General features: G+C 71.0%; 23 protein-coding genes. 20 read left to right on the plus strand and 3 right to left on the minus strand.

Features of this window, described 5'->3' with window-relative positions; all coding sequences use genetic code 11:
* Window position 1 precedes the first annotated feature (1 nt).
* The 10 genes from ACFQ7C_RS14150 to ACFQ7C_RS14195 all read left to right on the plus strand — a co-directional run bounded on the left by ACFQ7C_RS14150 (window position 2) and on the right by ACFQ7C_RS14195 (window position 14,357).
* Window positions 2-1,669, plus strand: coding sequence for an arginine--tRNA ligase (locus ACFQ7C_RS14150; RefSeq protein ID WP_378902206.1), 1,668 nt, complete (start codon window positions 2-4; stop codon window positions 1,667-1,669).
* A gap of 2 nt (window positions 1,670-1,671) precedes the next feature.
* Complete coding sequence (locus ACFQ7C_RS14155) at window positions 1,672-2,490, plus strand: DUF2993 domain-containing protein (RefSeq protein ID WP_378902209.1); 819 nt, start codon at window positions 1,672-1,674, stop codon at window positions 2,488-2,490.
* Between the two features lie 165 nt (window positions 2,491-2,655).
* Window positions 2,656-4,104 carry a diaminopimelate decarboxylase gene (lysA, locus tag ACFQ7C_RS14160; RefSeq protein WP_378902212.1) on the plus strand — a complete coding sequence of 483 codons (1,449 nt, stop codon included), beginning with the start codon at window positions 2,656-2,658 and terminating at the stop codon, window positions 4,102-4,104.
* Entirely contained in the window at window positions 4,101-5,417 is a 1,317-nt protein-coding gene (locus ACFQ7C_RS14165) for a homoserine dehydrogenase (protein ID WP_378902215.1), read from the plus strand. Before lysA ends, ACFQ7C_RS14165 begins: the two co-directional genes overlap by 4 nt.
* Window positions 5,418-5,437: 20 nt before the next feature.
* A complete protein-coding gene (gene thrC, locus ACFQ7C_RS14170) occupies window positions 5,438-6,526 on the plus strand; it encodes a threonine synthase (RefSeq protein WP_378902218.1) in 1,089 nt (362 codons plus the stop codon).
* Complete coding sequence (gene thrB, locus ACFQ7C_RS14175) at window positions 6,523-7,470, plus strand: homoserine kinase (RefSeq protein ID WP_378902221.1); 948 nt, start codon at window positions 6,523-6,525, stop codon at window positions 7,468-7,470. The genes thrC and thrB overlap by 4 nt, the downstream gene beginning before the upstream one ends.
* A gap of 201 nt (window positions 7,471-7,671) precedes the next feature.
* Window positions 7,672-9,891 (plus strand): transcription termination factor Rho, encoded by a 2,220-nt coding sequence (gene rho / locus ACFQ7C_RS14180; RefSeq protein WP_378902224.1) that lies wholly within the window; start codon window positions 7,672-7,674, stop codon window positions 9,889-9,891.
* A gap of 6 nt (window positions 9,892-9,897) precedes the next feature.
* Entirely contained in the window at window positions 9,898-10,977 is a 1,080-nt protein-coding gene (gene prfA / locus ACFQ7C_RS14185; protein WP_378902228.1) for a peptide chain release factor 1, read from the plus strand.
* A 118-nt stretch (window positions 10,978-11,095) separates the two neighbouring features.
* Window positions 11,096-11,494, plus strand: coding sequence for a hypothetical protein (locus ACFQ7C_RS14190; RefSeq protein ID WP_378902231.1), 399 nt, complete (start codon window positions 11,096-11,098; stop codon window positions 11,492-11,494).
* A gap of 61 nt (window positions 11,495-11,555) precedes the next feature.
* A complete protein-coding gene (locus tag ACFQ7C_RS14195; RefSeq protein ID WP_378902234.1) occupies window positions 11,556-14,357 on the plus strand; it encodes an AAA family ATPase in 2,802 nt (933 codons plus the stop codon).
* 22 nt (window positions 14,358-14,379) lie between these two features.
* On the opposite strand, the gene epsC is transcribed toward ACFQ7C_RS14195, so the two are convergent.
* From epsC to cysK (ACFQ7C_RS14210), 3 genes are all read right to left on the minus strand, one after another.
* Window positions 14,380-14,964 carry a serine O-acetyltransferase EpsC gene (epsC, locus tag ACFQ7C_RS14200; protein ID WP_378902237.1) on the minus strand — a complete coding sequence of 195 codons (585 nt, stop codon included), beginning with the start codon at window positions 14,962-14,964 and terminating at the stop codon, window positions 14,380-14,382.
* A complete protein-coding gene (cysK, locus tag ACFQ7C_RS14205; protein WP_378902240.1) occupies window positions 14,961-15,914 on the minus strand; it encodes a cysteine synthase A in 954 nt (317 codons plus the stop codon). The genes epsC and cysK (ACFQ7C_RS14205) overlap by 4 nt, the downstream gene beginning before the upstream one ends.
* A gap of 83 nt (window positions 15,915-15,997) precedes the next feature.
* On the minus strand, window positions 15,998-16,936 hold the full coding sequence (gene cysK / locus ACFQ7C_RS14210; RefSeq protein WP_378902243.1) for a cysteine synthase A: 939 nt from the start codon (window positions 16,934-16,936) through the stop codon (window positions 15,998-16,000).
* A gap of 159 nt (window positions 16,937-17,095) precedes the next feature.
* Here cysK (ACFQ7C_RS14210) and prmC point away from each other — a divergent pair, with 159 nt between their 5' ends.
* From prmC to ACFQ7C_RS14260, 10 genes are all read left to right on the plus strand, one after another.
* The gene (gene prmC, locus ACFQ7C_RS14215; protein ID WP_378902246.1) at window positions 17,096-17,974 is read left to right on the plus strand and encodes a peptide chain release factor N(5)-glutamine methyltransferase; all 879 of its coding nucleotides are present in this window, start codon (window positions 17,096-17,098) and stop codon (window positions 17,972-17,974) included.
* Between the two features lie 57 nt (window positions 17,975-18,031).
* Window positions 18,032-18,841, plus strand: coding sequence for an L-threonylcarbamoyladenylate synthase (locus tag ACFQ7C_RS14220; protein WP_378902249.1), 810 nt, complete (start codon window positions 18,032-18,034; stop codon window positions 18,839-18,841).
* Window positions 18,838-20,094, plus strand: coding sequence for an undecaprenyl/decaprenyl-phosphate alpha-N-acetylglucosaminyl 1-phosphate transferase (locus tag ACFQ7C_RS14225; RefSeq protein ID WP_378902252.1), 1,257 nt, complete (start codon window positions 18,838-18,840; stop codon window positions 20,092-20,094). The genes ACFQ7C_RS14220 and ACFQ7C_RS14225 overlap by 4 nt, the downstream gene beginning before the upstream one ends.
* Window positions 20,091-20,585, plus strand: a complete 495-nt coding sequence (locus tag ACFQ7C_RS14230) for a hypothetical protein (protein ID WP_378902255.1) — start codon at window positions 20,091-20,093, stop codon at window positions 20,583-20,585. Before ACFQ7C_RS14225 ends, ACFQ7C_RS14230 begins: the two co-directional genes overlap by 4 nt.
* A gap of 164 nt (window positions 20,586-20,749) precedes the next feature.
* A complete protein-coding gene (gene atpB, locus ACFQ7C_RS14235) occupies window positions 20,750-21,544 on the plus strand; it encodes a F0F1 ATP synthase subunit A (RefSeq protein ID WP_378902466.1) in 795 nt (264 codons plus the stop codon).
* A 47-nt stretch (window positions 21,545-21,591) separates the two neighbouring features.
* Window positions 21,592-21,825, plus strand: a complete 234-nt coding sequence (atpE, locus tag ACFQ7C_RS14240) for an ATP synthase F0 subunit C (protein WP_045274135.1) — start codon at window positions 21,592-21,594, stop codon at window positions 21,823-21,825.
* Window positions 21,826-21,854: 29 nt separating this feature from the next.
* The gene (locus ACFQ7C_RS14245; RefSeq protein WP_378902258.1) at window positions 21,855-22,409 is read left to right on the plus strand and encodes a F0F1 ATP synthase subunit B; all 555 of its coding nucleotides are present in this window, start codon (window positions 21,855-21,857) and stop codon (window positions 22,407-22,409) included.
* Entirely contained in the window at window positions 22,409-23,200 is a 792-nt protein-coding gene (locus tag ACFQ7C_RS14250) for a F0F1 ATP synthase subunit delta (RefSeq protein WP_378902261.1), read from the plus strand. The genes ACFQ7C_RS14245 and ACFQ7C_RS14250 overlap by 1 nt, the downstream gene beginning before the upstream one ends.
* A 60-nt stretch (window positions 23,201-23,260) precedes the next feature.
* Window positions 23,261-24,898 (plus strand): F0F1 ATP synthase subunit alpha, encoded by a 1,638-nt coding sequence (atpA, locus tag ACFQ7C_RS14255; RefSeq protein ID WP_378902264.1) that lies wholly within the window; start codon window positions 23,261-23,263, stop codon window positions 24,896-24,898.
* A 20-nt stretch (window positions 24,899-24,918) separates the two neighbouring features.
* The gene (locus ACFQ7C_RS14260; RefSeq protein ID WP_378902267.1) at window positions 24,919-25,815 is read left to right on the plus strand and encodes a F0F1 ATP synthase subunit gamma; all 897 of its coding nucleotides are present in this window, start codon (window positions 24,919-24,921) and stop codon (window positions 25,813-25,815) included.
* Window positions 25,816-25,826 lie beyond the last annotated feature (11 nt).

Raw genomic sequence — 25,826 nt, forward strand, 5'->3', positions numbered from 1 at the left:
TATGAACCCCGAAGCCCTCTCCGCCGCCCTGCTCGCCGTCGTCGCCCCGCTCGCGGAGGCACGACGACCCGGTGCGGCCGAGGGGCTCACCGCCTCGGACCTGCCGCTCGAGCGGCCGAAGAACCGCGACCACGGCGACTGGGCCTCCAACGCGGCGCTCAAGCTCGCGAAGGTCGTCGGCGCGAACCCTCGTGAGTTCGCCGCCGACATCGCGGCCGGCCTCGCGCAGGTCGACGGCGTCGCCGACGTCGAGGTCGCCGGACCCGGCTTCATCAACATCCGATTGGATGCCGCGGCCGCGGGCGCGCTCGCGAAGACCATCGTCGACGCGGGCGCAGCCTTCGGGACGAACGAGTCGCAGCGCGGCAACACGATCAACCTCGAGTTCGTGAGCGCCAACCCCACCGGTCCGATGCACATCGGCCACACCCGCTGGGCGGCCCTCGGCGACTCGATGGCGCGACTGCTGCTGGCCAGCGGAGCGACCCTCGTGCGCGAGTTCTACGTCAACGACGCCGGTGCGCAGATGGACCGGTTCGGCCGCTCCGTGCTCGCCGCGGCGAAGGGCGAGCCGACGCCCGAGGACGGCTACCCGGGTTCGTACATCGACGACCTCGCGCAGCGCGTCGCCTTCGCGGTGCCCGAGCTGCTCTCTCTTCCCGAGGACGAGCAGGTGCTGGTCGCGCGGGACCGGGCCTACCAGCTCCAGCTCGGCGACCTGCAGTCCTCCCTCGAGAAGTTCAACGTGCACTTCGACGTGTTCTTCAGCGAGCGGACGCTTCACGCGCAGGGCTCGAACGGCGAGCCGAGCCTCGTGGACGAGGCCGTCGACCGCCTGCGCGAGCAGGGCCACGTGTTCGACGAGGACGGCGCCGTGTGGGTGCGCACCACCGACTTCGGTGACGACAAGGATCGCGTCATCCGCCGCTCCAACGGCGAGTACACCTACTTCGCGGCCGATGCCGCGTACTACCTCAACAAGGGCGACCGCGGCTTCGCGCACAAGATCTATCTGCTCGGCGCCGACCACCACGGCTACGTGCACCGTCTCAAGGCGCTCGCGGGCGCGGCGGGCGACGACCCCGAGAAGGACATCGAGGTGCTCATCGGGCAGCTCGTATCGGTCAACGGCGCGCGGCTGTCGAAGCGCGCCGGCAACATCATCGAGCTCGACGACCTGCGCGACTGGATCGGCACCGATGCGCTGCGCTACTCGCTCGCCCGCTACCCCGCGGACTCGCCGCTCACGCTGGACCCCGAGATCCTCCGCAAGCGCACCAACGACAACCCCGTGTTCTACGTGCAGTACGCCCACGCGCGCACGCACAACGTCGCGCGCAACGCCGCAGCATCCGGTGTCGACCGCTCCGCGTTCGCCCCCGAGCTCCTCACGCACGAGACCGAGTCCGCGCTGCTGGGCGCCCTCCAGGAGTTCCCGCGCATCGTCGCGTTCGCGGCCGAGGTGCGCGAGCCCCACCGCGTCGCCCGCTACCTCGAGGAGCTCGCGGGGCTCTACCACCGCTGGTACGACAACTGCCGCGTGATCCCGCTGGGCGACGAGCCCGTCGAGCCGGTGCACCGCACCCGTCTGTGGCTGAACGACGCCACCGGCCAGGTGCTGCGCAACGGGCTCGATCTGCTGGGCGTCACCGCACCGGAACGGATGTAGACATGGCCAGAGGCGACACGCAGGTGACCGAACCGCTTCCCGAGGGCATGGTGCCGACGGCGCCGGAGCGGTCTCGCCGCGTGTGGCCCTGGATCGTCGGGTTCGCGATCGTGGCCGCGCTGGCGGTCGTCGCGTGGTTCGCCGCCGAGGCCCTCGCACGCCAGATCGTGACCGGCGTGGTCCGCGAGCAGGTGCGCACGCAGCTGTCGCTGCCGGCCGACCAGCAGATCGACGTCGAGATCGGCGGCACCGTGATCCCGCAGCTCATCTCGGGCACCATCGACGACCTGACGATCGCGTCCGACGACGTCGCGTTCGGCGGGGTGGCGGGCGATGTCACTGTCACCGCGCACGACGTCGCCGTGCGGGGCACGGGCGAGATGAGCGGTGCGACGGCGGCGGTGTCGCTCGACGAGGCGCAGCTGCGCACGCTGCTGTCGTCGGTCGACGGCTTCCCGGCCGACACGGTCGGACTCGCCGCGCCGGACGTGACGATGTCGATGGACCTGCAGCTGTTCGGCGCCGCCATCCCGGTGGGGGTCGCGCTGACGCCGTCCGTCGCCGAGGGCGACATCGTCCTTTCGCCGGCCTCGCTCCAGCTCGGCCAGTCGGAGGTCACGGCCGACGCGCTGCGCGATCAGTTCGGCGGCCTCGCCGACACGGTGCTGCGCGACTGGAACGTCTGCATCGCGCAGTACCTGCCGGCAGGCGTGACGCTCACCGGCGTCGAGGTGGCGGGCGACGTGCTGGTGGCGGACTTCGATGTCGACGGGGCCATCGCCACCGATCCGGCGCTGCAGCAGAACGGCACCTGCGCCTGAGGCGCCGCCGGGCGTCACACGGCGCGGGGCCCGGGAGCGGTGTGCCCTAGACTGCTACCACTGCCAGAGACCGGCTTCCCGCCGGGGCGTGACCCTTCCCGCCTGGCACAGCCGCACCCGGACTCCCGGACGGCCAGCGTCGAAGCTCCCACCGATTGGTCCACCGTGTCCGCCGACCCGCACACCCGTTCCGTCGCTCCGGCGTGGCTCGAACGCCCTGCCGACGCGAACGGGCTCGCCCCGGTCGTGTGGCCGGCCGCAGCGACGCGCGACGCCGACGGCGTGCTCGAGCTCGGCGGCATCCCCGCGACGTCGTTGCGGGAACGCTTCGGGACGCCCCTCTATGTGATCGACGAGGACGAGGTGCGCGCGACCGCCCGCCGCACCCTCGACGCCTTCCGCGCTGCCGCGGCCCTGCACGGCGTGCAGGCGCGCGTCTACTACGCCGGCAAGGCGTTCCTCAGCACCGAGGTCGTGCGCTGGGTCACCGAAGAGGGCCTCGCCGTCGACGTCTGCAGCGGCGGCGAACTCGCTGTCGCGCTCGCTGCGGGGGCCGACCCGGCGCGGCTGGGCTTCCACGGCAACAACAAGTCGGTCGCCGAGCTCGAGCGCGCCGTCGAGGTGGGCATCGGCTCCATCGTCATCGACAGCCTCATCGAGATCGAGCGGCTCGCGGCGATCGTCGAGCGCCGCGGTGCGACGCAGGCGGTGCTGCTGCGCGTCAACAGCGGCGTGCACGCCGAGACGCACGACTTCCTCGCGACGGCCCACGAGGACCAGAAGTTCGGTTTCACACTGACGGATGCCGCAGCCGCCGCCGCCCGCATCCGCGAGCTCCCCGGGCTCGAGTTCGTGGGCCTGCACTGCCACATCGGCTCGCAGATCTTCGGCACCGCCGGGTTCGAGGAATCCGCCGCCCGCATCGTCGAGCTCCACGCCGAGCTCCGCGAGGGCGGCGAGCTGCCCGTTCTGAACCTCGGCGGCGGCTTCGGCATCGCCTACACGTCGGCCGATGACCCGACGCCGATCGAGGCGCTCGCCCTGGGCATCGCCGAGGCCGTCGCGCGGCAGTGCGAGGTGCGCGGCATCCCGGTTCCGAACCTCGCGTTCGAGCCCGGCCGCGCGATCGTCGGCCGAGCCGGCGTGACGCTGTACGAAGTCGGCACCACCAAGCCCGTCGCGCTCGAGGGCGGCGACACGCGGCTGTACGTGAGCGTCGACGGCGGCATGAGCGACAACGCGCGGCCGGCGCTCTACGGTGCGCAGTACTCGGCGCGGATCGCGTCGCGCACGAGCGACGCCCGGCCTGCGCTCGTGCGCGTCGTCGGCAAGCACTGCGAGTCGGGCGACATCGTGGTGGATGCCGAGTATCTCCCCGGCGACGTCTCGCCCGGCGACCTGCTCGCCGTGCCGGCGACCGGCGCGTACTGCTTCTCGCTCTCGAGCAACTACAACTACGTCCCCCGCCCGCCGGTCGTGGCGCTGCGCGGGGGAGAGGCGCGCGTCATCGTGCGCGGCGAGACGGTCGACGACCTGCTCGCGCGCGACGCCGGCCTCGGCACCGTGCACGACGGGCGCGAGCTCGCCGGTGCACCGATGGAAGGGAACGCATGACCGACTACCGCCGCCTCCGGGTCGCACTGCTGGGAGCCGGAGCCGTCGGCTCGCAGGTCGCCGCGCTGCTGCGACAGCACGCCGATGAGCTCGCCGACCGGGCGGGTGCGCGACTGGAGCTGGTGGGCATCGCCGTGCGCGACGTCGACGCCAAGCGCGACGTCGACCTCCCGCGCGAGCTCTTCACGACCGACGCGGACGCGCTCATCGTCGGCTCCGACATCGTCATCGAGCTCATGGGCGGCATCGAGCCGGCCCGCGAGTACCTGCTGCATGCGATCAACTCGGGCGCCGACATCGTGACCGCGAACAAGGCGCTCCTCGCGACGCACGGTCCGGAGATCTTCGACGCGGCCGATCAGGTCGGCGCCGAGGTGTACTACGAGGCGGCCGCGGCCGGAGCGATCCCGATCATCCGTCCGCTGCGCGACTCGCTCGCCGGCGACCGCGTGCAGCGGATCATGGGCATCGTCAACGGCACGACCAACTACATCCTCGACCGCATGGACACCGAGGGCGCCGAGTTCGCCGACGTGCTCGCCGACGCGCAGCGACTCGGCTACGCCGAGGCCGACCCGACGGCCGACGTCGAGGGCTACGACGCCGCGCAGAAGGCCGCGATCCTCGCGAGCCTCGCGTTCCACACGACGGTGCCGCTCGATGCCGTGCACCGCGAGGGCATCACCGCGATCGACAAGTCGATGATGGATGCCGCGCGCCACGCCGGCTACGTCATCAAGCTGCTCGCGGTGTGCGAGCGCCTGACCGAGGCATCCGGTGAGTCGATCTCGGTGCGCGTCTACCCCGCGCTCATCGACCGCGCGCACCCGCTCGCGAGCGTGCACGGTGCGAACAACGCGGTGTTCGTCCAGGCGGAGGCGGCCGGCAACCTGATGTTCTACGGTGCGGGCGCCGGCGGCGTGCAGACCGCGTCGGCGGTGCTCGGCGACGTCGTGTCCGCGGCACGCCGTCACATCGCGGGCGGGGTCGGCGTCGGCGAGTCCACGCTCGCGAACCTGCCCATCGTCCCGGTCGGACGCGTGACGACCCGCTACCAGATCACGCTCGAGGTCGACGACCAGCCGGGCGTGCTCGCCACGGTCGCGGGCATCCTGAGCGAGGGGCGCGTGTCGATCGCGACCGTCGAGCAGACGGTGGTGGGGTCCGCGGGCGACGACGAGGTCGGCGTGGCACGGCTCGTGATCGGCACGCACAAGGCGTTGGAGCAGGACCTGAGCGAGACGGTCGACCGTCTCGCGGCGAGCGGCGTCGTCGAGCGCGTCGTCTCGGTGCTGCGGGTCGAAGGCAACTGAGGGTTTCGAAGGAGACTGACATGGCACATGTTTGGCGCGGAGTCCTCCGCGAGTACGCAGATCGTCTGGGCGTCACGGATGCCTCGACCGTGGTCACGCTCGGCGAGGGCGGCACGCCGCTCCTGCCCGCCCCGGCGCTGTCGCGCCGCACCGGCACCGACGTGTGGGTGAAGTTCGAGGGCATGAACCCGACCGGGTCGTTCAAGGACCGCGGCATGACCGTCGCCGTGTCGCGCGCGATCGACCACGGCGCGAAGGCCGTCATCTGCGCCTCGACCGGAAACACGTCGGCGTCCGCCGCCGCATACGCCGCGCACGCCGGGATCACGGCTGCCGTGCTCGTGCCCGAGGGCAAGATCGCGATGGGCAAGCTCAGCCAGGCGGTGGCGCACAACGGCCGCCTCATCCAGATCCGCGGCAACTTCGACGACTGCCTCGAGATCGCGCGCGAGCTCGCCGACAACTACCCGGTGCACCTCGTCAACTCGGTCAACCCGGACCGCATCGACGGACAGAAGACCGCCGCGTACGAGATCGTCGAGCAGCTCGGCGACGCCCCCGACTTCCACTTCATCCCCGTGGGCAACGCCGGCAACTACACGGCCTACACCCGCGGCTACCGCGAGGAGGCCGAGGCGGGCGTCTCGACGCGCGTCCCGCGCATGTTCGGCTTCCAGGCGGAGGGCTCGGCGCCGCTCGTGCGCGGCGAGGTGGTCAAGAACCCCGAGACGGTCGCGAGCGCCATCCGCATCGGCAACCCCGCGTCGTGGGACCTCGCGCTCGAGGCGCGTGCGGCGACGGACGGCTGGTTCGGGGCCATCGACGACGACCGCATCCTCGCGGCGCAGAAGCTGCTCGCCGGCGAAGTGGGCATCTTCGTCGAGCCGGCGTCCGCGATCAGCGTCGCCGGACTCCTCGACCGCGTCGAGGCGGGCGTCGTGCCCCAGGGCGCGCGCGTCGTGCTGACGGTGACCGGCCACGGCCTCAAGGACCCGCACTGGGCGCTGCGCAACGCCGACGGCTCGGAGGTCGAGCCCACGGTGGTCGACGCCACGACGTCGGAGGTGGCGTCCGTCCTGGACCTCGCCCCCGCGGCGGCGACCGCGTGAACGCAGCCGTCGCTCCGGCGCCCGGCCGCCGCGTGGTGGTGCGGGTTCCGGCGACGAGCGCCAACCTCGGACCCGGATTCGACACGCTCGGCCTCGCGCTGAGCGTGTACGACGAGCTCGACGTCACGGCGCTGCCCGAGGGCGAGCTCGAGATCGAGGTCGAGGGCGCAGGCTCCGCCGACGTGCCCCGCGACGCCTCGCACCTCGTGGTGCGGGCGATCGCCTACGCGTACGAGTCGGTGGGGCGACGGATGCCGGGACTCCGCCTGGCCGCCAAGAACGTCATCCCGCACGGGCGCGGCCTCGGTTCGTCCGGTGCGGCGGTCGTGTCGGGCCTGCTGGCCGCGAAGGGACTGCTCGAGGGTGACGTCGAGTTCGGACCCGACACCCTGCTCGCACTGGCCACCGAGCTCGAGGGGCACCCCGACAACGTCGCTCCGGCGCTGTTCGGCGGCCTGACCATCGCGTGGGTCGACGAGGACGGCCCTCAGCACAAGAAGCTGCTCGTGCATCGCGGTGTGTCCCCGCTGGTCTTCGTGCCGACGTTCACGATGTCGACGAAGCTCGCGCGCAGCCTGCAGCCGCTGCACGTGCCGCGTGAGGACGCCGTGTTCAACGTCTCCCGCTCCGCGCTGCTGATCGCGGCTCTCACGCAGAGCCCCGAGCTGCTGCAGGCGGCGACCGAGGACAAGCTGCACCAGAACTACCGCGCGAGCGCGATGCCCGAGACCGACGCTCTGGTGCGCACCCTGCGCTCAGCGGGCTTCGCGGCGGTCGTATCGGGCGCCGGCCCGAGCGTGCTCGTGCTCGCCGACGGCCCCGGGCGGCGCCTGGAGGCGGCGCGACTCGCCGCGGAGACGACCGACACCCCGTGGGAGGCGCTCATGCTCGCCGTCGACTTCAAGGGTGGTACAGTGAGGGAGTACGCGGAGGGTTCCACGTAAGACGTGAATCTGGCCTCCGTCGCAAATCTGCGAAACCACCGCACGGCATTCTGACCTGCCGACGTCCGCTGAGCACCCTCGCGGTCCCTCACCCGTCGGCGGGTGTTCCGACAGGCGTGACAACTGTTCGGAACAGCCAGACGCCACCGGCAGTGCCGTGCGATCGTGCACAATCGTTCCGTTTTTCACAAGGGAGAACTCGTGGAGTCCATCTCCGAGATCCACGCCGACGTTCCGGCCGACGAGCGCGCGGAAGCGCCCGAGGCCATCGAGAACACCGACAGCATCGAAGCCCAGACCGAGGCCGTGGCCGAGGAAGCCGTGATCGAGGCCGTCGCGGCCGAGGAAGTCGCCGAAGCGGCCGTCGAGGTCGCCGAGGCGGCCGACGCCGTCGCCGACGAAGCGGTGGTCGAGGCCCTCGCTGCCGAAGCCGTCGCCGAGGAGGCGGTCTCCGAGGCGATCGCCGCCGAGGAAGCGGGCGACGCCGCGGCGGCCGAAGTCGCCGAGGAGACGGCCGAGGAGGCCGTGGCCGAGGCGATCATCGCCGACGCCGTCGCCGAAGAGGCCGTGGCCGAGGCCGCCGTCGCCGACGCCGTCGCCGAGGAGGCGGTCGCCGAGGCGATCGTCGCCGAGGTCGTGGCCGAAGAGGTCGTGGCCGAGGCCGTCGGTGCCGAGGCTGCCGCCGCCGAGGCCGTCGAGGCCCCCGCCGCGCCCGCCAAGGCGCCGCGCAAGCGCGCGCCGCGCCGCGCGAAGAGCACGGACGTCGCTCCGGCCGAGCCCGTCGCCGAGGCGCCTGCTGAAGCACCCGCCGACGCGCCCGCCGAGGCCGCGCCCGCCGAGGCCGGCGAGCAGGCGGCGGATGCAGCATCCGTCCCCGCAGAGGCCCCCGCCGCCGACGCCGAAGCGCCCGCCGCCGACGCAGAGGCGCCCGCGGAGGGCGCCGAGCAGGCCGCCGAGGCCGAGGGTGCCGAGACCCCGTCGCGCAGCCGGAGCCGCAGCCGCAGCCGCAGCCGCAACCGCAACGCGCAGGGCCAGAACGCCCAGGCCGGCCAGAACGCGCAGGGCCAGAACGCCCAAGGCGGCCAGAACCAGAACGCCCAGCCGGCCGCCGAGGCACCGAAGGCCGACGCCCAGGACGAGGAGCAGCCGCAGGCGGGCGGCCGCGGCCGTCAGCGCAACAAGCGCCGCACCAGCCAGGCGACGGGTGACGAGTTCGAGACCGAGATCGGCGAGGACGACGTCCTGATCCCGATCGCGGGCATCCTCGACGTGCTCGACAACTACGCCTTCGTCCGCACGAGCGGCTACCTGCCCGGCACGAGCGACGTCTACGTCTCGCTCGGCCAGGTCAAGAAGTACAACCTGCGCAAGGGCGACGCGGTCGTCGGCGCGATCAAGCAGCCCCGCGAGGGCGAGCAGTCGAGCCGCCAGAAGTACAACGCCCTCGTCAAGGTGGACGCGATCAACGGCCTGTCCGTGGACGACGCGGCGACCCGCGTCGAGTTCGGCAAGCTCACGCCGCTCTACCCGCAGGAGCGCCTGCGCCTCGAGACCGCGCCCGAGAAGCTGACGCAGCGCATCATCGACCTCGTCGCACCGATCGGCAAGGGCCAGCGCGGCCTCATCGTCGCGCCGCCCAAGGCCGGCAAGACGATCGTGCTGCAGCAGATCGCCAACGCCATCGCGATCAACAACCCCGAGGTCCACCTCATGGTCGTGCTCGTCGACGAGCGCCCCGAAGAGGTCACCGACATGCAGCGCACGGTGAAGGGCGAGGTCATCGCCTCGACGTTCGACCGTCCCGCCGAGGACCACACCACGGTCGCAGAGCTCGCCATCGAGCGCGCGAAGCGCCTGGTGGAGCTCGGTCGCGACGTCGTCGTGCTGCTCGACTCGATCACCCGCCTCGGCCGCGCCTACAACATCTCGGCGCCGACGTCGGGCCGCGTGCTCACCGGTGGTGTCGACGCGTCGGCGCTGTACCCGCCCAAGCGCTTCTTCGGCGCCGCGCGCAACATCGAGAACGGCGGATCGCTCACGATCCTCGCGACCGCTCTCGTCGAGACCGGCTCCAAGATGGACGACGTCATCTTCGAGGAGTTCAAGGGCACCGGCAACAGCGAGCTGCGCCTGAACCGCCAGCTCGCCGACAAGCGCATCTTCCCGGCGGTCGACGTCAACGCGTCGTCCACGCGCCGCGAAGAGATGCTGCTGTCGCCCGACGAGGTCAAGATCACCTGGAAGCTCCGCCGCGCGCTCGCGGGCCTCGAGCCCCAGCAGGCCCTCGAGGTCGTGCTCGGCAAGCTCAAGGAGACGCAGTCGAACGTCGAGTTCCTGGTGCAGATGCAGAAGTCGATCCCGGCGCCCGCGAACGGGCACGGCGGTGGCCGCAGCCACGACCACGACAACAGCATTCGCTGATCCTCGATGTTCGAGTCAGTCAAAGGGCTGATCGACGAGCACCGCGCGGTCCAGGAGGAGCTCTCGGACCCCGCGGTGCACGCCGATGCGGCGCGCGCCAAGCGGGTGAACCGGCGCTACGCCGAGCTGTCGCGCATCGTGAAGGCCCACGAGGACTGGGTGGCGGCATCCGATGACCTGGATGCCGCCCGCGAGCTCGCCCGTGAGGACGATGCGTTCGCCGAGGAGGTTCCCGCGCTCGAGGCCGGGCTGGCCGAGGCGCAGGAGCGCCTGCGGCGCCTGCTCATCCCGCGCGACCCCGATGACGCGCGCGACGTGATCATGGAGATCAAGCAGGGCGAGGGCGGTGCCGAGTCGGCGCTGTTCGCGGCCGACCTCCTGCGGATGTACCTGCAGTACGCCGCGTCGAAGGGGTGGAAGACCGAGCTGCTCGAGCGCAACGAGTCCGACCTCGGCGGCTACAAGGACGTCCAGGTCGCGATCAAGGGCACCTCGAGCGACCCGGCACAGGGTGTGTGGGCGCACCTCAAGTACGAGGGCGGCGTGCACCGCGTGCAGCGCGTGCCGGCGACCGAGTCGCAGGGGCGCATCCACACCTCGACGACGGGGGTGCTGGTGTTCCCCGAGGTCGACGAGCCCGAAGAGATCCACATCGATCCCAACGACCTGAAGATCGACGTCTTCCGCTCGTCGGGCCCCGGCGGTCAGTCGGTGAACACGACGGACTCCGCGGTGCGCATCACGCACGTCCCGACGGGCATCGTCGTGTCGATGCAGAACGAGAAGTCGCAGCTGCAGAACCGCGAGGCCGGCATGCGCGTGCTCCGAGCCCGCCTGCTCGCCAAGCAGCAGGAGGAGCTCGAGGCTGCGGCATCCGATGCCCGCAAGTCGCAGATCCGGGGCATGGACCGCTCCGAGCGCATCCGCACGTACAACTTCCCCGAGAACCGGATCGCCGACCACCGCACCGGCTACAAGGCGTACAACCTCGACCAGGTGATGGACGGCGCGCTCGAGCCGATCATCGAGTCGGCGATCACCGCCGACGAGGAGGCGCGCCTGGCCGCCCTCGGCACCGACGACTGATCCGTCGGGACGGGGGATCGTCCGCGAGACGGGGCGAGACCATCGGTCTCGGCGGGAATCCTCGGTCTCGGCGTTGACGGTCGGCGGGGGGCGGATGCCGCGCCGCTATGCTTCGAGCGTGCTCACGCTCCTGATCCGTGCCCTGATCTTCCTCGTCTCAGCGGCGCTCGGCCTCATCGCGGCCGACTTGATCCTGCCCGGCTTCACCCTCCACTGGAACGACTGGTGGGGGATCCTGCTCGCTGTCGTGATCTTCGCCGTGCTCCAGAGCGTGCTCGCGCCCTGGCTCTTCAAGATCACGCGAAGGCACGCCAACGCGCTGATCGGGGGCATCGGCCTGCTGTCGACGTTCGTGGCGCTGCTCATCGCTGTGCTGATCCCCGCCGCCGGCATCGGCATCGACGGGCCGGTGGCCTGGATCATCGGAACGCTCATCGTGTGGCTCGTCACCGCGCTCGCGACGTGGCTGCTGCCGCCGCTGTTCATCAAGAACAAGGTGCAGGACCGCCGCGCCTGACGCCGGAAGATAGGGATTCCTCCTGATCCCCGACGGCCGCCTCAGCCGGGAGGCTGGTGGGATGATGGGCGGTATGCAGATCGGCCGGGTGCCCCTCGTCGGCCGCCAGGCGGACCTCGACGCGCTCCGCGAGGAGGTCGACGCCGTCGGCTCCGAAGGCCGCGCCGTCGTGGTGTCGGGCGACGCGGGAATGGGCAAGACGCGCCTGCTGCGGGACTTCACCGAGGGCCTCGACGGCGTCGTGGTGGTGCGCGGCGCGTGCGTCGACTCGGGCTCGGGTCCGGCGCCGCTGACGGCGGTGACCGACCTCTTGCGGGACCTCGTCGACGCGCTCGGCGTCGATGCGGTGCGCGCGGCCGCAGGACCCGGAGCCGACGCGCTCGGCGTGCTCGTGCCCGCACTCGCCCACACCCCCGGAGACGCGGAGCGCCTCGCCGACGTCGTGGTCGAGCTGTTCTCGCAGCTGGCGCGCACCCACCGGCTGGTGATCATCGTCGAAGACCTGCACTGGGCCGACAGCACCACGTGCGACATCGCCGCGCGGCTCGTCCGCCGGGCAGCGGTCCTGCCGCTGTTCGTGCTGCTGTCGTACCGCACCGACGACGTGGGGCGAGCCCATCCGCTGCGCCCGGTGCTCGCCGAGCTCGACCGCGGCCGACTGCTGACGCACCGCCCGCTCGCCCGCCTCAGCCCCGCCGAATCCGGCGCTCTCGCCACCGCCGTGCACGGCGACGCGCTGGCGCCCGGCGTCCTGAACGACATCGCAGCCCGGAGCGAGGGCATCCCGTTCTACGTCGAGGAGCTCGCGAGCTTCTCGGGCGCCCGGCTGCCGGTCTCGCTGCGCGATGTGCTCCTGCTGCGCTACGAGCGGTTGGATGCTGCCGCCCGCCGCTTCGCACGCGTGCTGGCGACCGGCGGCGTCGAGGTGGCGCATCCCGTCCTGCGCGAGGTCTTCCACGGCGACGAAGCCGACCTCGAAGACGCCGTCCGCAGCGCCGTGGACGCGCAGATCGTCGTGATCCGCGACGACGCCTATGCCTTCCGCCACGCGCTCATGCAGGAGGCGGTGTACGCGGAGCTGCTGCCGACCGAGCGCACGCGCCTGCACACCGCGTACGCCGTCGCCCTCGAAGACGCCGCGCCGACGGCGCGCGTCCTGGCCGACATCGCCCACCACTGGCGTGCGGCCCGGGTGCCCGATCGCGCGCTGGCGGCGGGAGTGGCGGCGCAGCGCGCCGCGAGCGTCGCCTCGGCGTGGTCGACGGCGGCCGAGGCGGGGGAGCGGGTGCTCGAGCTGTGGGACGCGGTTCCCGAGCCGGAGAAGGTGAGCGGCATGTCACGCGCCGAGGTGCTGCGACGCACCTCCGCGGCCCTCGTGTCGGCGAACCGCAACGACCGCGCCCTCGCCTTCGCGCAGGAGGCGGTCGCACTGTGGCCCGAGGACGACGTCGTGGGGCGCGCCGAGATGCTCGGAGACCTCGCGACCATCGAGTTCCAGGCCGGGGTGTCGGACGGCATCGAGAGCATCGAACAGGCGCTCGCGATCCTCGGCGACGATCCGCGCCACGGCGTGCAGCGGGCCGGGCTGCTGCTCAGCTCCGCCCGCGTGCACATGCTGAACGGGCGTCAGAGCCTCGGCGACGAGGTCGCCGCACAGGCGCGCGCGACGGCCGGGACGTCGACGTCGGCCGGCGATCCGGCAGCCGAAGAGATCGTCGCGCAGGCCCTGCTCATCTCTGCGACCTGCCGCGCGAGCGTGGGCGACGTGCGCGGCGTCGCCCTCTTCGAGGAGGCGCGAGGCCACTCGGCCCCCTTCGTCCGCGCGATGATGCGGTACTACATCAACTACTCGAACACCTTGATGCAGGTGGGCCGGTACGACGACGCGGTGGGCGTGGCGCAGGAAGGTCTGGAGTACGGACGCTCGCACGTCGCCGACCTGGGGCCGCTCGTCATGATCGAGGCCAACGTGATCGAGGCGCACATCTACGCCGGACGCCTGAGGGAGGCCGAGCAGCTCGGCGGACTGCTGCCGCTGGTCGAACCGGGTCTCTACTCCGCGTTCCTCCGTGAGCGGCTGGTCTGCCTCGCGATCTGGCGCGGGCGCATCGACGGCGCCGAGGCGGCGCTGGAGGCGGCGCGCCTCGAGCTCGACCGGTTCGGTGCCTACGAGTATCAGACGCGATTCGGCATGGCGTACGACTTGGGCGAACTCGCGCTCGCCCGCGGCGATGCGCGGCAGGCCCTCTCCCACGCGCAGCTGGCGTGGGAGACGTCCGCCGGCGGCGTGCTCGCGCTGCCCCTCACGGCCGTCGCGGCGCGAGCCGTCGCGATGCTGCGCGAGCGCGGCGAGGACGCCGACATCGAGCCGTATCGAGCCGTGCTCGCCGGGTTCGACGCGTGGCCCGTGACACCCCTCTGGGCCGCGGTCTTCGCGGCCGAGCTCGGCGAAGGCCCATGGACAGCCGCGATCGACGCGGCGGGACCCGCCTACGTCCGGGCGTACTCCCGCGTGCGGCACGGCGAGGCGCTCCTCGCCGGCGGCGATCGCACGGGCGCCCGGGAGGTGCTCGCGGCGGCCGCGTCGTACGCCGACGAGCTCGGTGCCGATGGCCTCGCGGCGCGAGCGACCGCATTGATGACCGACGCCGGGCTCACGGGCGATGCGTCACGGTCGGTGCTGACCGCTCGCGAGGAGCAGGTGCTCGAGCTCGTCGCCGAGGGACTCAGCAACGGCCAGATTGCAGAGCGGCTCTACATCAGCGTCAAGACCGTGTCGGTGCACGTCTCGGCGATCCTGCGCAAACTCGAGGCGCCGTCGCGCACGGCCGCCGCGGCGATCTACCGCCGCAGCGCGGCCTGACGCGACATCCGTCCCGCAAAGCTCAGATGTAGTACTCGGGCGTCGTCAGCAGGGCGCGGGTGTCGTCGCCGACACGACGGGCGCGCGGCTTCGCGGGCACGCCGACGAGCACGCTGTCGGCGGGGGCGTCCTTGGTGACGACGGCGTTCGCGCCGACGACGGATCCGGCGCCGATCGTGATCGGGCCGAGGATCTTGGCGCCGGCGCCGACCGCGACGCCGTCCTCGATCGTGGGGTGCCGCTTGCCGCCCTCGCGCTGCCGGCCGCCGAGCGTGACGCCGTGGTAGAGCATCACGTCGTCGCCGACCTCGGCGGTCTCGCCGATCACGACGCCCATGCCGTGGTCGATGAAGAAGCGCCGCCCGATCGTCGCGCCGGGGTGGATCTCGATGCCGGTGAGCCAGCGCGTGATCTGGGACCCGGCCCGTGCGGCGAACCGGATGTCGCGCGTCCAGAGGGCGTGCCACACGCGGTGGGCCCAGATCGCGTGCAGGCCCGGATACAGCACGGCGATCTCCACCCCGCCGCGCGCGGCGGGGTCGCGCAGTTTCGCGGCCGCGACATCCTCCCGTGCGCGCGCGAAGAATCCGATGCGTTCGTCGGTCATTTGGTCTGGGCCTCCGGCTCGCGCAGGTGCTCGTACAGAGCAGTCGACAGGTATCGCTCGCCGGAGTCGGGCACGATCACGACGATGCGCTGCCCGGCGGCCTCGGGGCGTGCGGCGATCTGCAGCGCCGCCCACACGGCCGCCCCCGCCGACATGCCCGCGAGGATCCCCTCGCGGGTGGCGAGGTCGCGGGCGACCCCGATCGCGTCGTCGAAGTCGACGTCGAAGATCTCGTCGACCACGGAGCGGTCGAGCACCTCGGGGACGAAGTTCGGCCCGATGCCCTGGATCCGGTGGCCGCCGGCGCGGCCCTCCGTCAGGACGGGGGAGTCCTTCGGCTCGACGAGCGCGATCTTCACGTCGGGGTTGCGCTCCTTGAGCACCTGCCCGACGCCCGTGATCGTGCCGCCGGTGCCCGAACCCGCGACGAACCAGTCCACGCGGCCCTCGGTGTCGCGCCAGATCTCCTCGGCGGTGGTCTTGCGGTGGATCGCGGCGTTCGCCTCGTGCTCGAACTGGCGCGCGAGGACGGCGCCCGGCGTCTCGGCAACGATGCGCCTGGCGGTCTCGACCGCCTCGGTCATGCCTTTGTACGGGTCGGTCAGCACGAGTTCCGCGCCGTACGCCTTCAGCAGCGTGCGGCGCTCCTTCGACATCGAGGCGGGCATGGTGAGGATGACGCGATAGCCGCGTGCGGCGCCGATCAGCGCGAGGGAGATGCCGGTGTTGCCGCTCGTGGACTCCACGATCGTGCCGCCCGGGGGCAGCTCGCCCGCCTCCTCGGCGGCCTCGACCAGCGCGTAGCCGAGACGGTCCTTGACCGACGAGCCCGGATTGTAGAACTCGAGCTTCGCCAGCACCTCCGCTCCGAGACCCTCCGTGAGCGCGTTGAGGCGCACGAGCGGCGTCTCGCCGAAGGCGGTGGTGATGTCGGAATGGATGCCGGGCACGGGGTGCTCCCTCGGATCAGCGATGTGCGAAGACGGCGACGGCGCGCCGGCACCCGAGCGGGCCGGCGCGCCGTCGTGACGTGTCAATCTTCGCGCAGATCCTCGAAGAGCGCGGTCGAGAGGTAGCGCTCGCCCGTGTCGGGGGTGACGACGACGATCTTCTTGCCGGCGTTCTCGGGGCGGGCCGCGATCTGGAGAGCGGCCCATACGGCGGCGCCGCTCGAGATGCCGACGAGGATGCCCTCCTTGGCGGCGAGGTCGCGCGAGGTCGAGATGGCGTCCTCGAATTCCACGGTGACGACCTCGTCGAACACGTTCGTGTCGAGGATCGGCGGAACGAAGTTCGGGCCGATGCCCTGGATCTTGGCCGGTCCGGGGGTGCCGGTCGACAGCAGCGGGGAGGCGGTCGGCTCGACGGCGACGACCTGCACCTCGGGCTTGCGCTCCTTGAGCACCTGGCCGACACCGGTGATGGTGCCGCCGGTGCCGATGCCGGCGACGAAGATGTCGACCTCGCCGTCGGTGTCGCGCCAGATCTCCTCGGCGGTGGTCTTGCGGTGGATCTGGCGGTTCGCCTCGTTCTCGAACTGCTTGGCGAGGATCGCACCGGGCGTCTCGGCGACGATGCGCTCGGCCTCGGCGACGGCGAGCTTCATGCCGCCGGCCGGGTCGGTCAGGACGAGCTCCGCGCCGAACCGCTTGAGCAGCTGGCGGCGCTCGACCGACATCGACGACGGCATCGTGAGGATGACCTTGTAGCCGCGCGCGGCGCCGACGAGGGCGAGCGCGATGCCGGTGTTGCCGCTCGTGCCCTCGACGATGGTGCCGCCCGGCTTCAACGCACCCGACGCCTCGGCGGCGTCGACGATGGCGATGCCCAGGCGATCCTTGACGGACGAGCCGGGGTTGTAGTACTCGAGCTTGGCGAGGACCTCGGCGCCCGAGCCGTTCGTCACGCGGTTGAGGCGGACGAGAGGGGTGTTGCCGAAAGCAGCGGTGATGTCGGAGTGGATGCCGGGCATGTCGGGCCTTTCGCGGGGTTCACGGCGGATCGAGCCCAGCCTAGGGCGAGCCTTTCGCTGTGAGTCCTTCTGTGACGAAAGGCTGGCCGCGCCCCGGTACCCTGACCGCCTTGATCGGCGGAATCGCCCGGCCGGCAGGGGCCTAGAGTGGATGCGGTCATGGCTTCTCCCGACGAATCCCCCCTGCTCTCCCAGGCGCTTCGCCGTGCCGCCGCCCGCCTCGCCGAGGCCGGCATCGCCGACCCGGCCGTCGACGCCGAGCTGCTCGCCGCCTTCGTGCTCGGGTTCGGGCGCGGGGGAGTGCAGGCCGCCGCGATCCGCGGCGACCGCGTGACCGCGCCCGACGCCGCCCGCTTCGACGAACTCGTCGCACGCCGGTCGACGCGCGAGCCTCTGCAGCACATCACCGGCACGGCCCCGTTCCGGCACCTCGAGCTGCGGGTCGGGCCCGGCGTGTTCGTGCCGCGTCCCGAGACCGAGGTCGTCGCGCAGCTGGCGATCGACGCGCTGCGGGCGGCAGCATCCGTCTCTCCGGTCGCGGTCGATCTGGGCACCGGAAGCGGCGCGATCGCCCTCGCGATGGCGACCGAGGTGCCGCACGCTCGCGTGTTCGCCGCCGAGAACTCGGTCGACGCGTTCGTGTGGACGAAGGAGAACTTCGCCCACGTCGGCGCCGACAACGCGACGCTCGCCTTCATCGACCTGGCCCACGCCTTCCCGGAGCTCGACGGGACGGTCTCCGTGGTGGCCTCCAATCCTCCGTATGTTCCGGATGCCGCGATCCCGCGCGATCCGGAGGTGCGGTTCTTCGACCCGCCCGCGGCGCTGTACGGCGGCGAGGACGGCCTCGACGTGGTCCGCGTGCTGAGCCGGGTGGGCCTGCGCCTGGCTCACGCCGGCGGCATGATCGTGATCGAGCACGGCGAGTGGCAGGGCGAGGCGATCCGGGGGATCCTGGCGGCCGACGGCTGGCGGGCCGCGGCGACCCATCCCGATCTCACGATGCGCGACCGGGCGACGACCGCCCTGCACCCCTGACGGCTCGACCGGTTCGGAGCGTTCGTCCGGGGCTTCGCAACTAGACTGACGGGCGACATGTCCCCCATCTACGACTGCCGTGACGAGGCGCAGCTGCTCACCGGCATGCGCCAGGCGCGCCAGGCCATCGGCCGCGGCGAGCTCGTCGTCATCCCCACCGACACCGTGTACGGCGTCGCCGCCGACGCGTTCGACCACCAGGCGGTCGCCCGCCTGCTCGCCGCGAAGGGGCGCGGACGCCAGTCGCCGCCCCCCGTGCTCGTCGCCGGGCTCACGACGCTGCGCGCGCTCGTCGCCGAAGTGCCCGAGCCGATCGAGCGACTCGTCGAGGCCTACTGGCCGGGCGGGCTCACCATCGTGCTGCCCGCGCAGCCCTCGCTGTCGTGGGACCTCGGCGAGACCCGCGGCACCGTCGCGGTGCGCATGCCGGCGCATCGCATCGCCCTGGAGCTGCTCGAGGAGACCGGCCCGCTCGCCGTCTCGAGCGCGAACCTCACCGGCATGGCCGCCGGCATCACCGCCGAGGACGCCGAGGGCATGCTGAAGGACAGCGTCGCCGTCTACCTCGGCGACGGTCCGTCCACGACGGGGATCCCGTCGACCATCATCGACGCGACGAGCCTCGTCGGCGGCGACGCGCCGCAGGTGCGCGTGCTGCGCGACGGCGCGGTGAGCCGCGAGCAGCTGCGCGACGTGCTCGGTGACCTCCTCGAGCCCGAGCCCCGCTCCGGGCCGGACGCCGACGAGGCGGCTCCCGCTCCCGACGCCGCGGACACGGATGCCGCACCCGAGGCGACTCCCGCGCCCGGAGCACCGGAGCTCGAGGCCGCTCCCGCGCCCGGGACGCCTGACCCCGACCGCTCGTGAAGCAGTACGTCTTCACGATCCTCCTCACGGCGGCCGTCACCTTCGTCCTGTCGTGGGCGGTCTGGCGTCTCAGCCTCCGGTACAAGCTGTACCCGGGGATCCGCGAGCGCGACGTCCACAAGACTCCTACGCCACGCCTCGGCGGCATCGCCATGTTCCTCGGCGTGCTGGCGGCGTTCGCGGTCTCGTCGCAGCATCCGTACTTCTCCATCGTCTGGGCGCAGCCGCAGCAGATGTACGCGCTGCTCGGCGCGACCGCGCTCATCGTCGTCATCGGCGTTCTCGACGACCTGTGGGACCTCGACTGGATGATCAAGCTCGGCGCGCAGTTCCTCGCCGCCGGAGTGATCGCGTGGTTCGGTCAGCTGCAGATCTACACGCTGCCGCTGGGCGGGATGACCATCTTCTCCAGCTGGGCGAGCTTCACCCTCACCGTGTTCTCGATCGTCGTCGTCATGAACGCCGTGAATTTCATCGACGGACTCGACGGACTGGTCGCCGGCGTCTGCCTGATCGCGAACGCGGTGTTCTTCGCGTACTCCTACATGGTCTTCCGCGACATCGGCTCGAGCACGTACTTCACCCTGTCGTCGCTCATCGCCGCGGTGCTGATCGGCGCCTGCATCGGCTTCCTCCCCTTGAACTGGAGCCCGGCGCGCCTGTTCATGGGCGACGCCGGCGCGCTCATGCTCGGCCTCCTCATGGCCTGCTCGGCGATCTCGATCACCGGCAACTTCGACCCGGCGATGATCGCCGACAACGACGAGTTCGGGCGCTCGCAGCTCCTCGGTGCGTTCATCCCGATCCTGCTGCCCGTCGTCGTCGTGCTGCTGCCGCTGCTCGACTTCGGGCTCGCGGTCGTGCGACGGATGAGCCGCGGCAAGTCGCCTTTCTCGCCCGATCGCAAGCACCTGCACCACCGCATGCTCGACATGGGGCACTCGGACCGCGATGCCGTGCTGATCTTCTACGCGTGGACGGCGCTCGTGAGCCTGTCGGTGCTGCTGATGTACATCGGCACGACGCTGCAGTGGCCGGGGGACTACCTCCTGGGCGTGCTCTACGGCATCGTCGGCATCGCGGCGTGCCTCGTCGTCACCCTGCTTCCCTCGCGCCGCCGCCTCGCCCACGCCGCTGCGGTCGCGCCCGAACCCGAGCTCCAGCCCGAGCCCGGACTTCAGCCCGAACCCGAGTTCCAGCCCGAGCCCGGACTTCACCACGATCCCGCGCCCGCACAGGAGGACGCCCGATGAGCACCAACCCCGGTTCCAGCACCCCGATCTCGAGCACCCCGATCCTGCGCACCGTCCTGGTGTGGTCGGCGAGCGTGACCGCGATCCTGGCGGTCGTCGGCGCGATCGTCGGATTCCTCGTCGCGGGCGCCGACGGGATGTGGAGCGCGCTGGCCGGCGTGCTCATCGCGGCCGTCTTCCTCGCGATCACCGCCGCCAGCATCCTCATCGCGAACCGCTGGTACGGCGACGCCCTCTACGTGCCGATCTTCTTCGGCATCGTGCTCGGCGGCTGGATCCTCAAGTTCGTCGTCTTCCTGATCGCGCTGTTCGTGCTGCGCGACCAGCCCTGGATCGTCGGCACCGTGTTCTTCCTGGCGCTGGTGGCGAGCGTGCTCGCGTCGCTGGCGATCGATGTGGTGGTGCTGCTTCGCATGCGGGTGCCGAACGTGAGCGACGTCGAGCTTCCGACGGATCCGGATGCCGGGGACCGCAGGGACGACGCGTCCTGACCCCGGGGCGCGGATTCAGCGACCTCACAAGTTTGATAGGCTGAACGAGCGCCCGCCCACTCGCTCTGCGAGTTCTTGCGGAGTGACGCTCACCGACCATCGTCGCACCGGTCTTCTCCGGTGCCCCGAAGCTGGAGCCAGCGCTGTCTATTCAAGCTGCGACCCTGATCGCCCCCTTTGCCGCGGATGAACCGCCCGTCTTCCACGGGCCGTCGATCGAAGAGTTCTTCCCCGAGGTTCTTTTCACTGCGTTCGGGGTGGTCCCGGTCACCCGGATCCACCTGATCCAGTTCCTCGCCACGCTCGCGGTCATCCTGATCTTCTGGCTCGGCACGCGTCGCATGCGCGTCGTGCCCGGCCGGTTCCAGAGCCTCGTCGAGATGGGGCTGGACTTCGTCCGCGTCAACATCGGCGAAGACCTGCTCGGCAAGAAGGACGCCCAGCGCTTCCTGCCGATCCTCACCACGATCTTCTTCATGGTGCTGTTCATGAACATCACGGGCATCATCCCGTTCCTGAACATCGCCGGGACGAGCATCATCGCCGTGCCGCTCACCCTGGCGGTCGTGAGCTACGTCACGTTCATCTACGCCGGCATCAAGAAGAGCCCGGGTAACTTCTTCAAGAACTCCCTCTTCCCGTCGGGCGTGCCGTGGCCGATCTACATCATCGTCACGCCGATCGAGCTCATCTCGACGTTCATCATCCGGCCCGTCACGCTGACGCTCCGACTCCTGATGAACATGATGGTCGGCCACCTGCTGCTGGTCCTCTTCTTCGCCGCGACGCAGTTCTTCGTCGTCGACCTCGGCGGCTGGTGGACGGTGCTCGGCGCGGGCAGCCTCGCCTTCGGCTTCGTCTTCACCCTGTTCGAAATCCTGGTGGCGGTCCTCCAGGCCTACGTCTTCGCTCTCCTCACCGCGGTCTACATCCAGCTCGCGGTCGCCGAAGAGCACTGAAAGCGGGACGGCTGCAAAGCCGCCCACAACTGAAAGGAAACACCCCCGTGGACGCAACTACGGTTCTCGCAGAGCTCAGCGGCAACGTCGCGACGATGGGCTACGGCCTCGCCGCGATCGGCCCGGCCATCGGCGTGGGCATCGTCGTCGGCAAGACGATCGAGGGCGTCGCCCGCCAGCCCGAGCTCGCCGGTCGCCTGCAGGTGCTCATGTGGATCGGTATCGCCTTCACCGAGGCGCTCGCCTTCATCGGCATCGCGACCTACTTCATCTTCGTCTGATCGCCGATACACAGTCCTAAGGAGACAGGATGCTGAACGCTCTTGTCGCGTACGCGGCGGAGGAGGGGGAGACTCACAACCCCCTCATCCCCGCCTGGTACGACATCATCTGGTCGTCGGTCTGCTTCATCGTCATCCTCATCATCTTCTGGAAGGTCGCCCTTCCGAAGATGAAGAAGCTGCTCGACGAGCGCTCCGCGGCGATCGAGGGCAACATCGCCAAGGCGGATGAGGCCCAGCGCAAGGCCGAGGCTGCGCTCGAGGAGTACACCTCCCAGCTCGCCGACGCGCGCAAGGAGGCCGGTGAGATCCGCGACGCCGCCCGTGAGGACGGCAAGAAGATCGTCGCCGAAGCCAAGGAGACCGCTGCGGCCGAGGCCACGCGCCTGACCACGACGGCACACGCCCAGATCGAGGCGGAGCGCCAGTCGGCTCTCGTGTCGCTGCGCAGCGAGGTGGGCACGCTCGCCCTCGACCTCGCAGGCGGCGTGATCGGCGAGACGCTGTCCGACGACAAGAAGGCCCAGGCCGTCGTCGACCGCTTCCTCGCGGAGCTCGAGGAGTCCGAAGGGGCCAAGGCGTAATGGGCAGCGCGACCACTCAGGCCCTGGCGGCGACGACCGCGGCGCTGCGCGCCGCGTCGGGCGTCGACCTCGACGTGGCCGGCGAGCTGTTCGCCGTCGCGCGCGCCGTGGGCGACTCGTCGCAGCTGAGCGGCGCGCTCGCCGACTCCGCCGCGCCGGCCGAGGCCCGCCGCAAAGTCGTCGCCGACGTGTTCGGCAAGGCTGTGAAGCCCACGACGGCATCGCTGCTGACGACCGCCGTCGCCGAGCGGTGGTCCTCGTCCGACGATCTCGTCGACGGCATCGAGGAGCTCGCGGTGCGGGCCGCCGCTGTCGCCGACGCGAACGCCGACGTCGAGGCCGAACTGTTCGCGTTCTCGCGGACCGTCGCCGACAACCCCGAGCTCGAGCTCGCGCTGGGGAGCCGGCTGGGCGACTCCGCCGCGAAGGGGACGCTCGTCGAGAAGCTGCTGCAGGGCCGGGCGAGCGCGGGGGCGACGCTGATCGCGTCCTCCCTCATCCGCCAGCCCCGCGAGCGGCGCGTGCGCCAGCTGCTGGCGCGTGCCACCCGGCTCGTCGCCGACCAGCGCAGCCGCGCGGTCGCGACCGTCGTCGCGGCGGCGCCGCTGAGCGCCGCGCAGAGCGAGCGGCTCACCGCCGCGCTCACCAAGCGCTACGGCACTCCGGTCTCGCTGAACACCATCGTCGACCCGACCGTCGTGGGCGGTGTGCGCGTGCAGATCGCGGACGACGTGATCGACGCGAGCGTGTCGTCGCGCCTGGCCGACCTCCGTCAGCGGCTCGCCGGCTGACACAGACTTCCCGCACACGCGGAGATTTCGGGGCCGAGGCCCCTTGAACGAAGGAAAACAATGGCAGATCTCTCTATCAGCCCCGACGTCATCCGTGACGCGCTGAAGGACTTCGTCGCCGCCTACGAGCCCACCGGGGCTGCGGCCACCGAGGTCGGCACGGTCGTCGACGCTGCTGACGGCATCGCCCACGTCGAGGGCCTGCCCGGTGTCATGGCGAACGAGCTCGTGACGTTCGAGGACGGCACGCAGGGCCTCGCGCTGAACCTGGACGAGCACGAGATCGGTGTGGTCGTCCTGGGCGACTTCGCCGGCATCGAGGCCGGCCAGCAGGTCACCCGCACCGGCGAGGTGCTCTCGGTCGCCGTCGGCGACGGCTACCTCGGCCGCGTGGTCGACCCGCTCGGCAACCCGATCGACGGACTCGGCGAGATCGCGACGGTCGGCCGTCGCGCCCTCGAGCTGCAGGCGCCGGGCGTCATGCAGCGCAAGTCGGTGCACGAGCCGCTGCAGACCGGCATCAAGGCCATCGACGCGATGATCCCCGTCGGCCGCGGCCAGCGTCAGCTCATCATCGGCGACCGCCAGACCGGCAAGACGGCCATCGCGATCGACACGATCATCAACCAGAAGGCCAACTGGGAGTCGGGCGACGTCACCAAGCAGGTGCGCTGCATCTACGTCGCCATCGGCCAGAAGGGCTCGACGATCGCGGCCGTGAAGGGCGCCCTCGAGGACGCCGGCGCGCTGGAGTACACGACCATCGTCGCGGCTCCCGCCTCCGACCCCGCCGGCTTCAAGTACCTCGCGCCGTACACCGGCTCGGCCATCGGCCAGCACTGGATGTACGAGGGCAAGCACGTGCTGGTCATCTTCGACGACCTGTCGAAGCAGGCCGAGGCGTACCGCGCCGTGTCGCTCCTCCTCCGCCGCCCGCCGGGCCGCGAAGCCTACCCGGGCGACGTCTTCTACCTGCACTCGCGTCTGCTCGAGCGCTGCGCGAAGCTGTCCGACGAGCTGGGCGCCGGCTCGATGACGGGTCTGCCGATCATCGAGACCAAGGCCAACGACGTCTCGGCGTACATCCCGACCAACGTGATCTCGATCACCGACGGCCAGATCTTCCTGCAGTCCGACCTGTTCAACGCCAACCAGCGTCCCGCGGTCGACGTGGGCATCTCGGTCTCGCGCGTCGGCGGCGACGCCCAGGTCAAGTCGATCAAGAAGGTCTCCGGCACGCTCAAGCTCGAGCTCGCCCAGTACCGCTCGCTCGAGGCGTTCGCGATGTTCGCCTCCGACCTCGACGCGGCTTCGCGTCGTCAGCTCGCCCGCGGCGCGCGCCTGACCGAGCTGCTCAAGCAGCCGCAGTACTCGCCGTACCCGGTGGAGGAGCAGGTCGTCTCGATCTGGGCCGGCACCAACGGCAAGCTCGACTCGATCGAGGTCGAGGACGTGCTGGCGTTCGAGCGCGAGCTGCTCGACTACCTGCGCCGCAACACGACGATCCTCGACACGCTGCGTGACACGAACGTCCTCGACGACGACACGGTGGCCGAGCTGACGAAGAAGACCGACGAGTTCATCCTCGAGTTCCAGGCCGGCAAGGGCCAGTCGATCACCAAGCCCGGCCACGAAGAGGTCGCGGCGGCGCAGGCCGACGACGTGAACCAGGAGAAGATCGTCAAGGGCCGCCGCTGAGGCGGGCCTGGGCATAAACCATGGGCGCACAACTCCGGGTCTACAAGCAGAAGATCTCTTCTGCTCAGACGACCAAGAAGATCACGAAGGCGATGGAACTCATCGCGGCTTCGCGCATCCAGAAGGCGATGGCGCGTGTGCGCGCGTCGTCGCCCTTCGCGCGGGCCGTGACGCGCGCCGTCTCCGCCGTGGCGACGCACTCCAACGTCGATCACCCGCTGACCGTCGAACGAGAGACGATCCGCCGCTCCGCGGTCGTGATCTTCTCGTCCGACCGCGGTCTCGCGGGCGCGTTCAACTCGCAGATCCTCCGCGAGGGCCTCGAGCTCGCGCAGCTGCTCCGCGAGGAGGGCCGCGAGCCGGTGTTCTACCTCGTCGGTCGCAAGGCCGTCGGGTACTTCCAGTTCCGGCGCATGGATGCGGCCGCCGAGTGGACGGGTGACACCGACACCCCGCACTTCACCACGGCCGAGGAGATCGCGGCGACCTTGCTCGACGCATACGACCGCGGCGGCGAAGAGAACGGCGTCGACGAGATCCACCTCGTCTACAACCGCTTCGTCAGCATGATGACGCAGACGCCCGAGACGGTGCGCCTGCTTCCGCTCGAGGTCGTCGAGGCCGAGGAGTCGTCCTCCGCCGCGGTGTACCCGCTGTACGAGTTCGAGCCCGACGCCGAGACGGTGCTCGACGCGCTCCTGCCGGTGTACATCCAGAGCCGTGTCTTCAACGCCCTCCTGCAGTCGTCGGCCGCGAAGCATGCCGCGACGCAGAAGGCGATGAAGTCCGCCAGCGACAACGCCGACAAGCTCATCACCGACTACACGCGCCTGCGCAACAACGCGCGCCAGGCCGAGATCACGCAGCAGATCGCCGAGATCGTCGGCGGCGCCGACGCGCTCTCCTCGGGCAAATAGCGGAAACGCCG

This window comes from Microbacterium sp. NPDC056569 (genome assembly GCF_042793475.1).
Lineage (GTDB): Bacteria > Actinomycetota > Actinomycetes > Actinomycetales > Microbacteriaceae > Microbacterium.

Coding starts and splice junctions, on each gene's coding strand:
- prmC (WP_378902246.1), top strand. CDS start 17,096: ATGGCTTCTCCCGACGAATCCCCCCTGCTCTCCCAGGCGCTTCGCCGT.
- ACFQ7C_RS14230 (WP_378902255.1), top strand. CDS start 20,091: ATGAGCACCAACCCCGGTTCCAGCACCCCGATCTCGAGCACCCCGATC.
- thrC (WP_378902218.1), top strand. CDS start 5,438: ATGGCACATGTTTGGCGCGGAGTCCTCCGCGAGTACGCAGATCGTCTG.
- epsC (WP_378902237.1), bottom strand. CDS start 14,964: ATGACCGACGAACGCATCGGATTCTTCGCGCGCGCACGGGAGGATGTC.
- ACFQ7C_RS14165 (WP_378902215.1), top strand. CDS start 4,101: ATGACCGACTACCGCCGCCTCCGGGTCGCACTGCTGGGAGCCGGAGCC.
- cysK (WP_378902243.1), bottom strand. CDS start 16,936: ATGCCCGGCATCCACTCCGACATCACCGCTGCTTTCGGCAACACCCCT.
- ACFQ7C_RS14150 (WP_378902206.1), top strand. CDS start 2: ATGAACCCCGAAGCCCTCTCCGCCGCCCTGCTCGCCGTCGTCGCCCCG.
- prfA (WP_378902228.1), top strand. CDS start 9,898: ATGTTCGAGTCAGTCAAAGGGCTGATCGACGAGCACCGCGCGGTCCAG.
- ACFQ7C_RS14195 (WP_378902234.1), top strand. CDS start 11,556: ATGATGGGCGGTATGCAGATCGGCCGGGTGCCCCTCGTCGGCCGCCAG.
- ACFQ7C_RS14250 (WP_378902261.1), top strand. CDS start 22,409: ATGGGCAGCGCGACCACTCAGGCCCTGGCGGCGACGACCGCGGCGCTG.
- ACFQ7C_RS14155 (WP_378902209.1), top strand. CDS start 1,672: ATGGCCAGAGGCGACACGCAGGTGACCGAACCGCTTCCCGAGGGCATG.
- ACFQ7C_RS14260 (WP_378902267.1), top strand. CDS start 24,919: ATGGGCGCACAACTCCGGGTCTACAAGCAGAAGATCTCTTCTGCTCAG.
- ACFQ7C_RS14245 (WP_378902258.1), top strand. CDS start 21,855: ATGCTGAACGCTCTTGTCGCGTACGCGGCGGAGGAGGGGGAGACTCAC.
- ACFQ7C_RS14220 (WP_378902249.1), top strand. CDS start 18,032: ATGTCCCCCATCTACGACTGCCGTGACGAGGCGCAGCTGCTCACCGGC.
- atpA (WP_378902264.1), top strand. CDS start 23,261: ATGGCAGATCTCTCTATCAGCCCCGACGTCATCCGTGACGCGCTGAAG.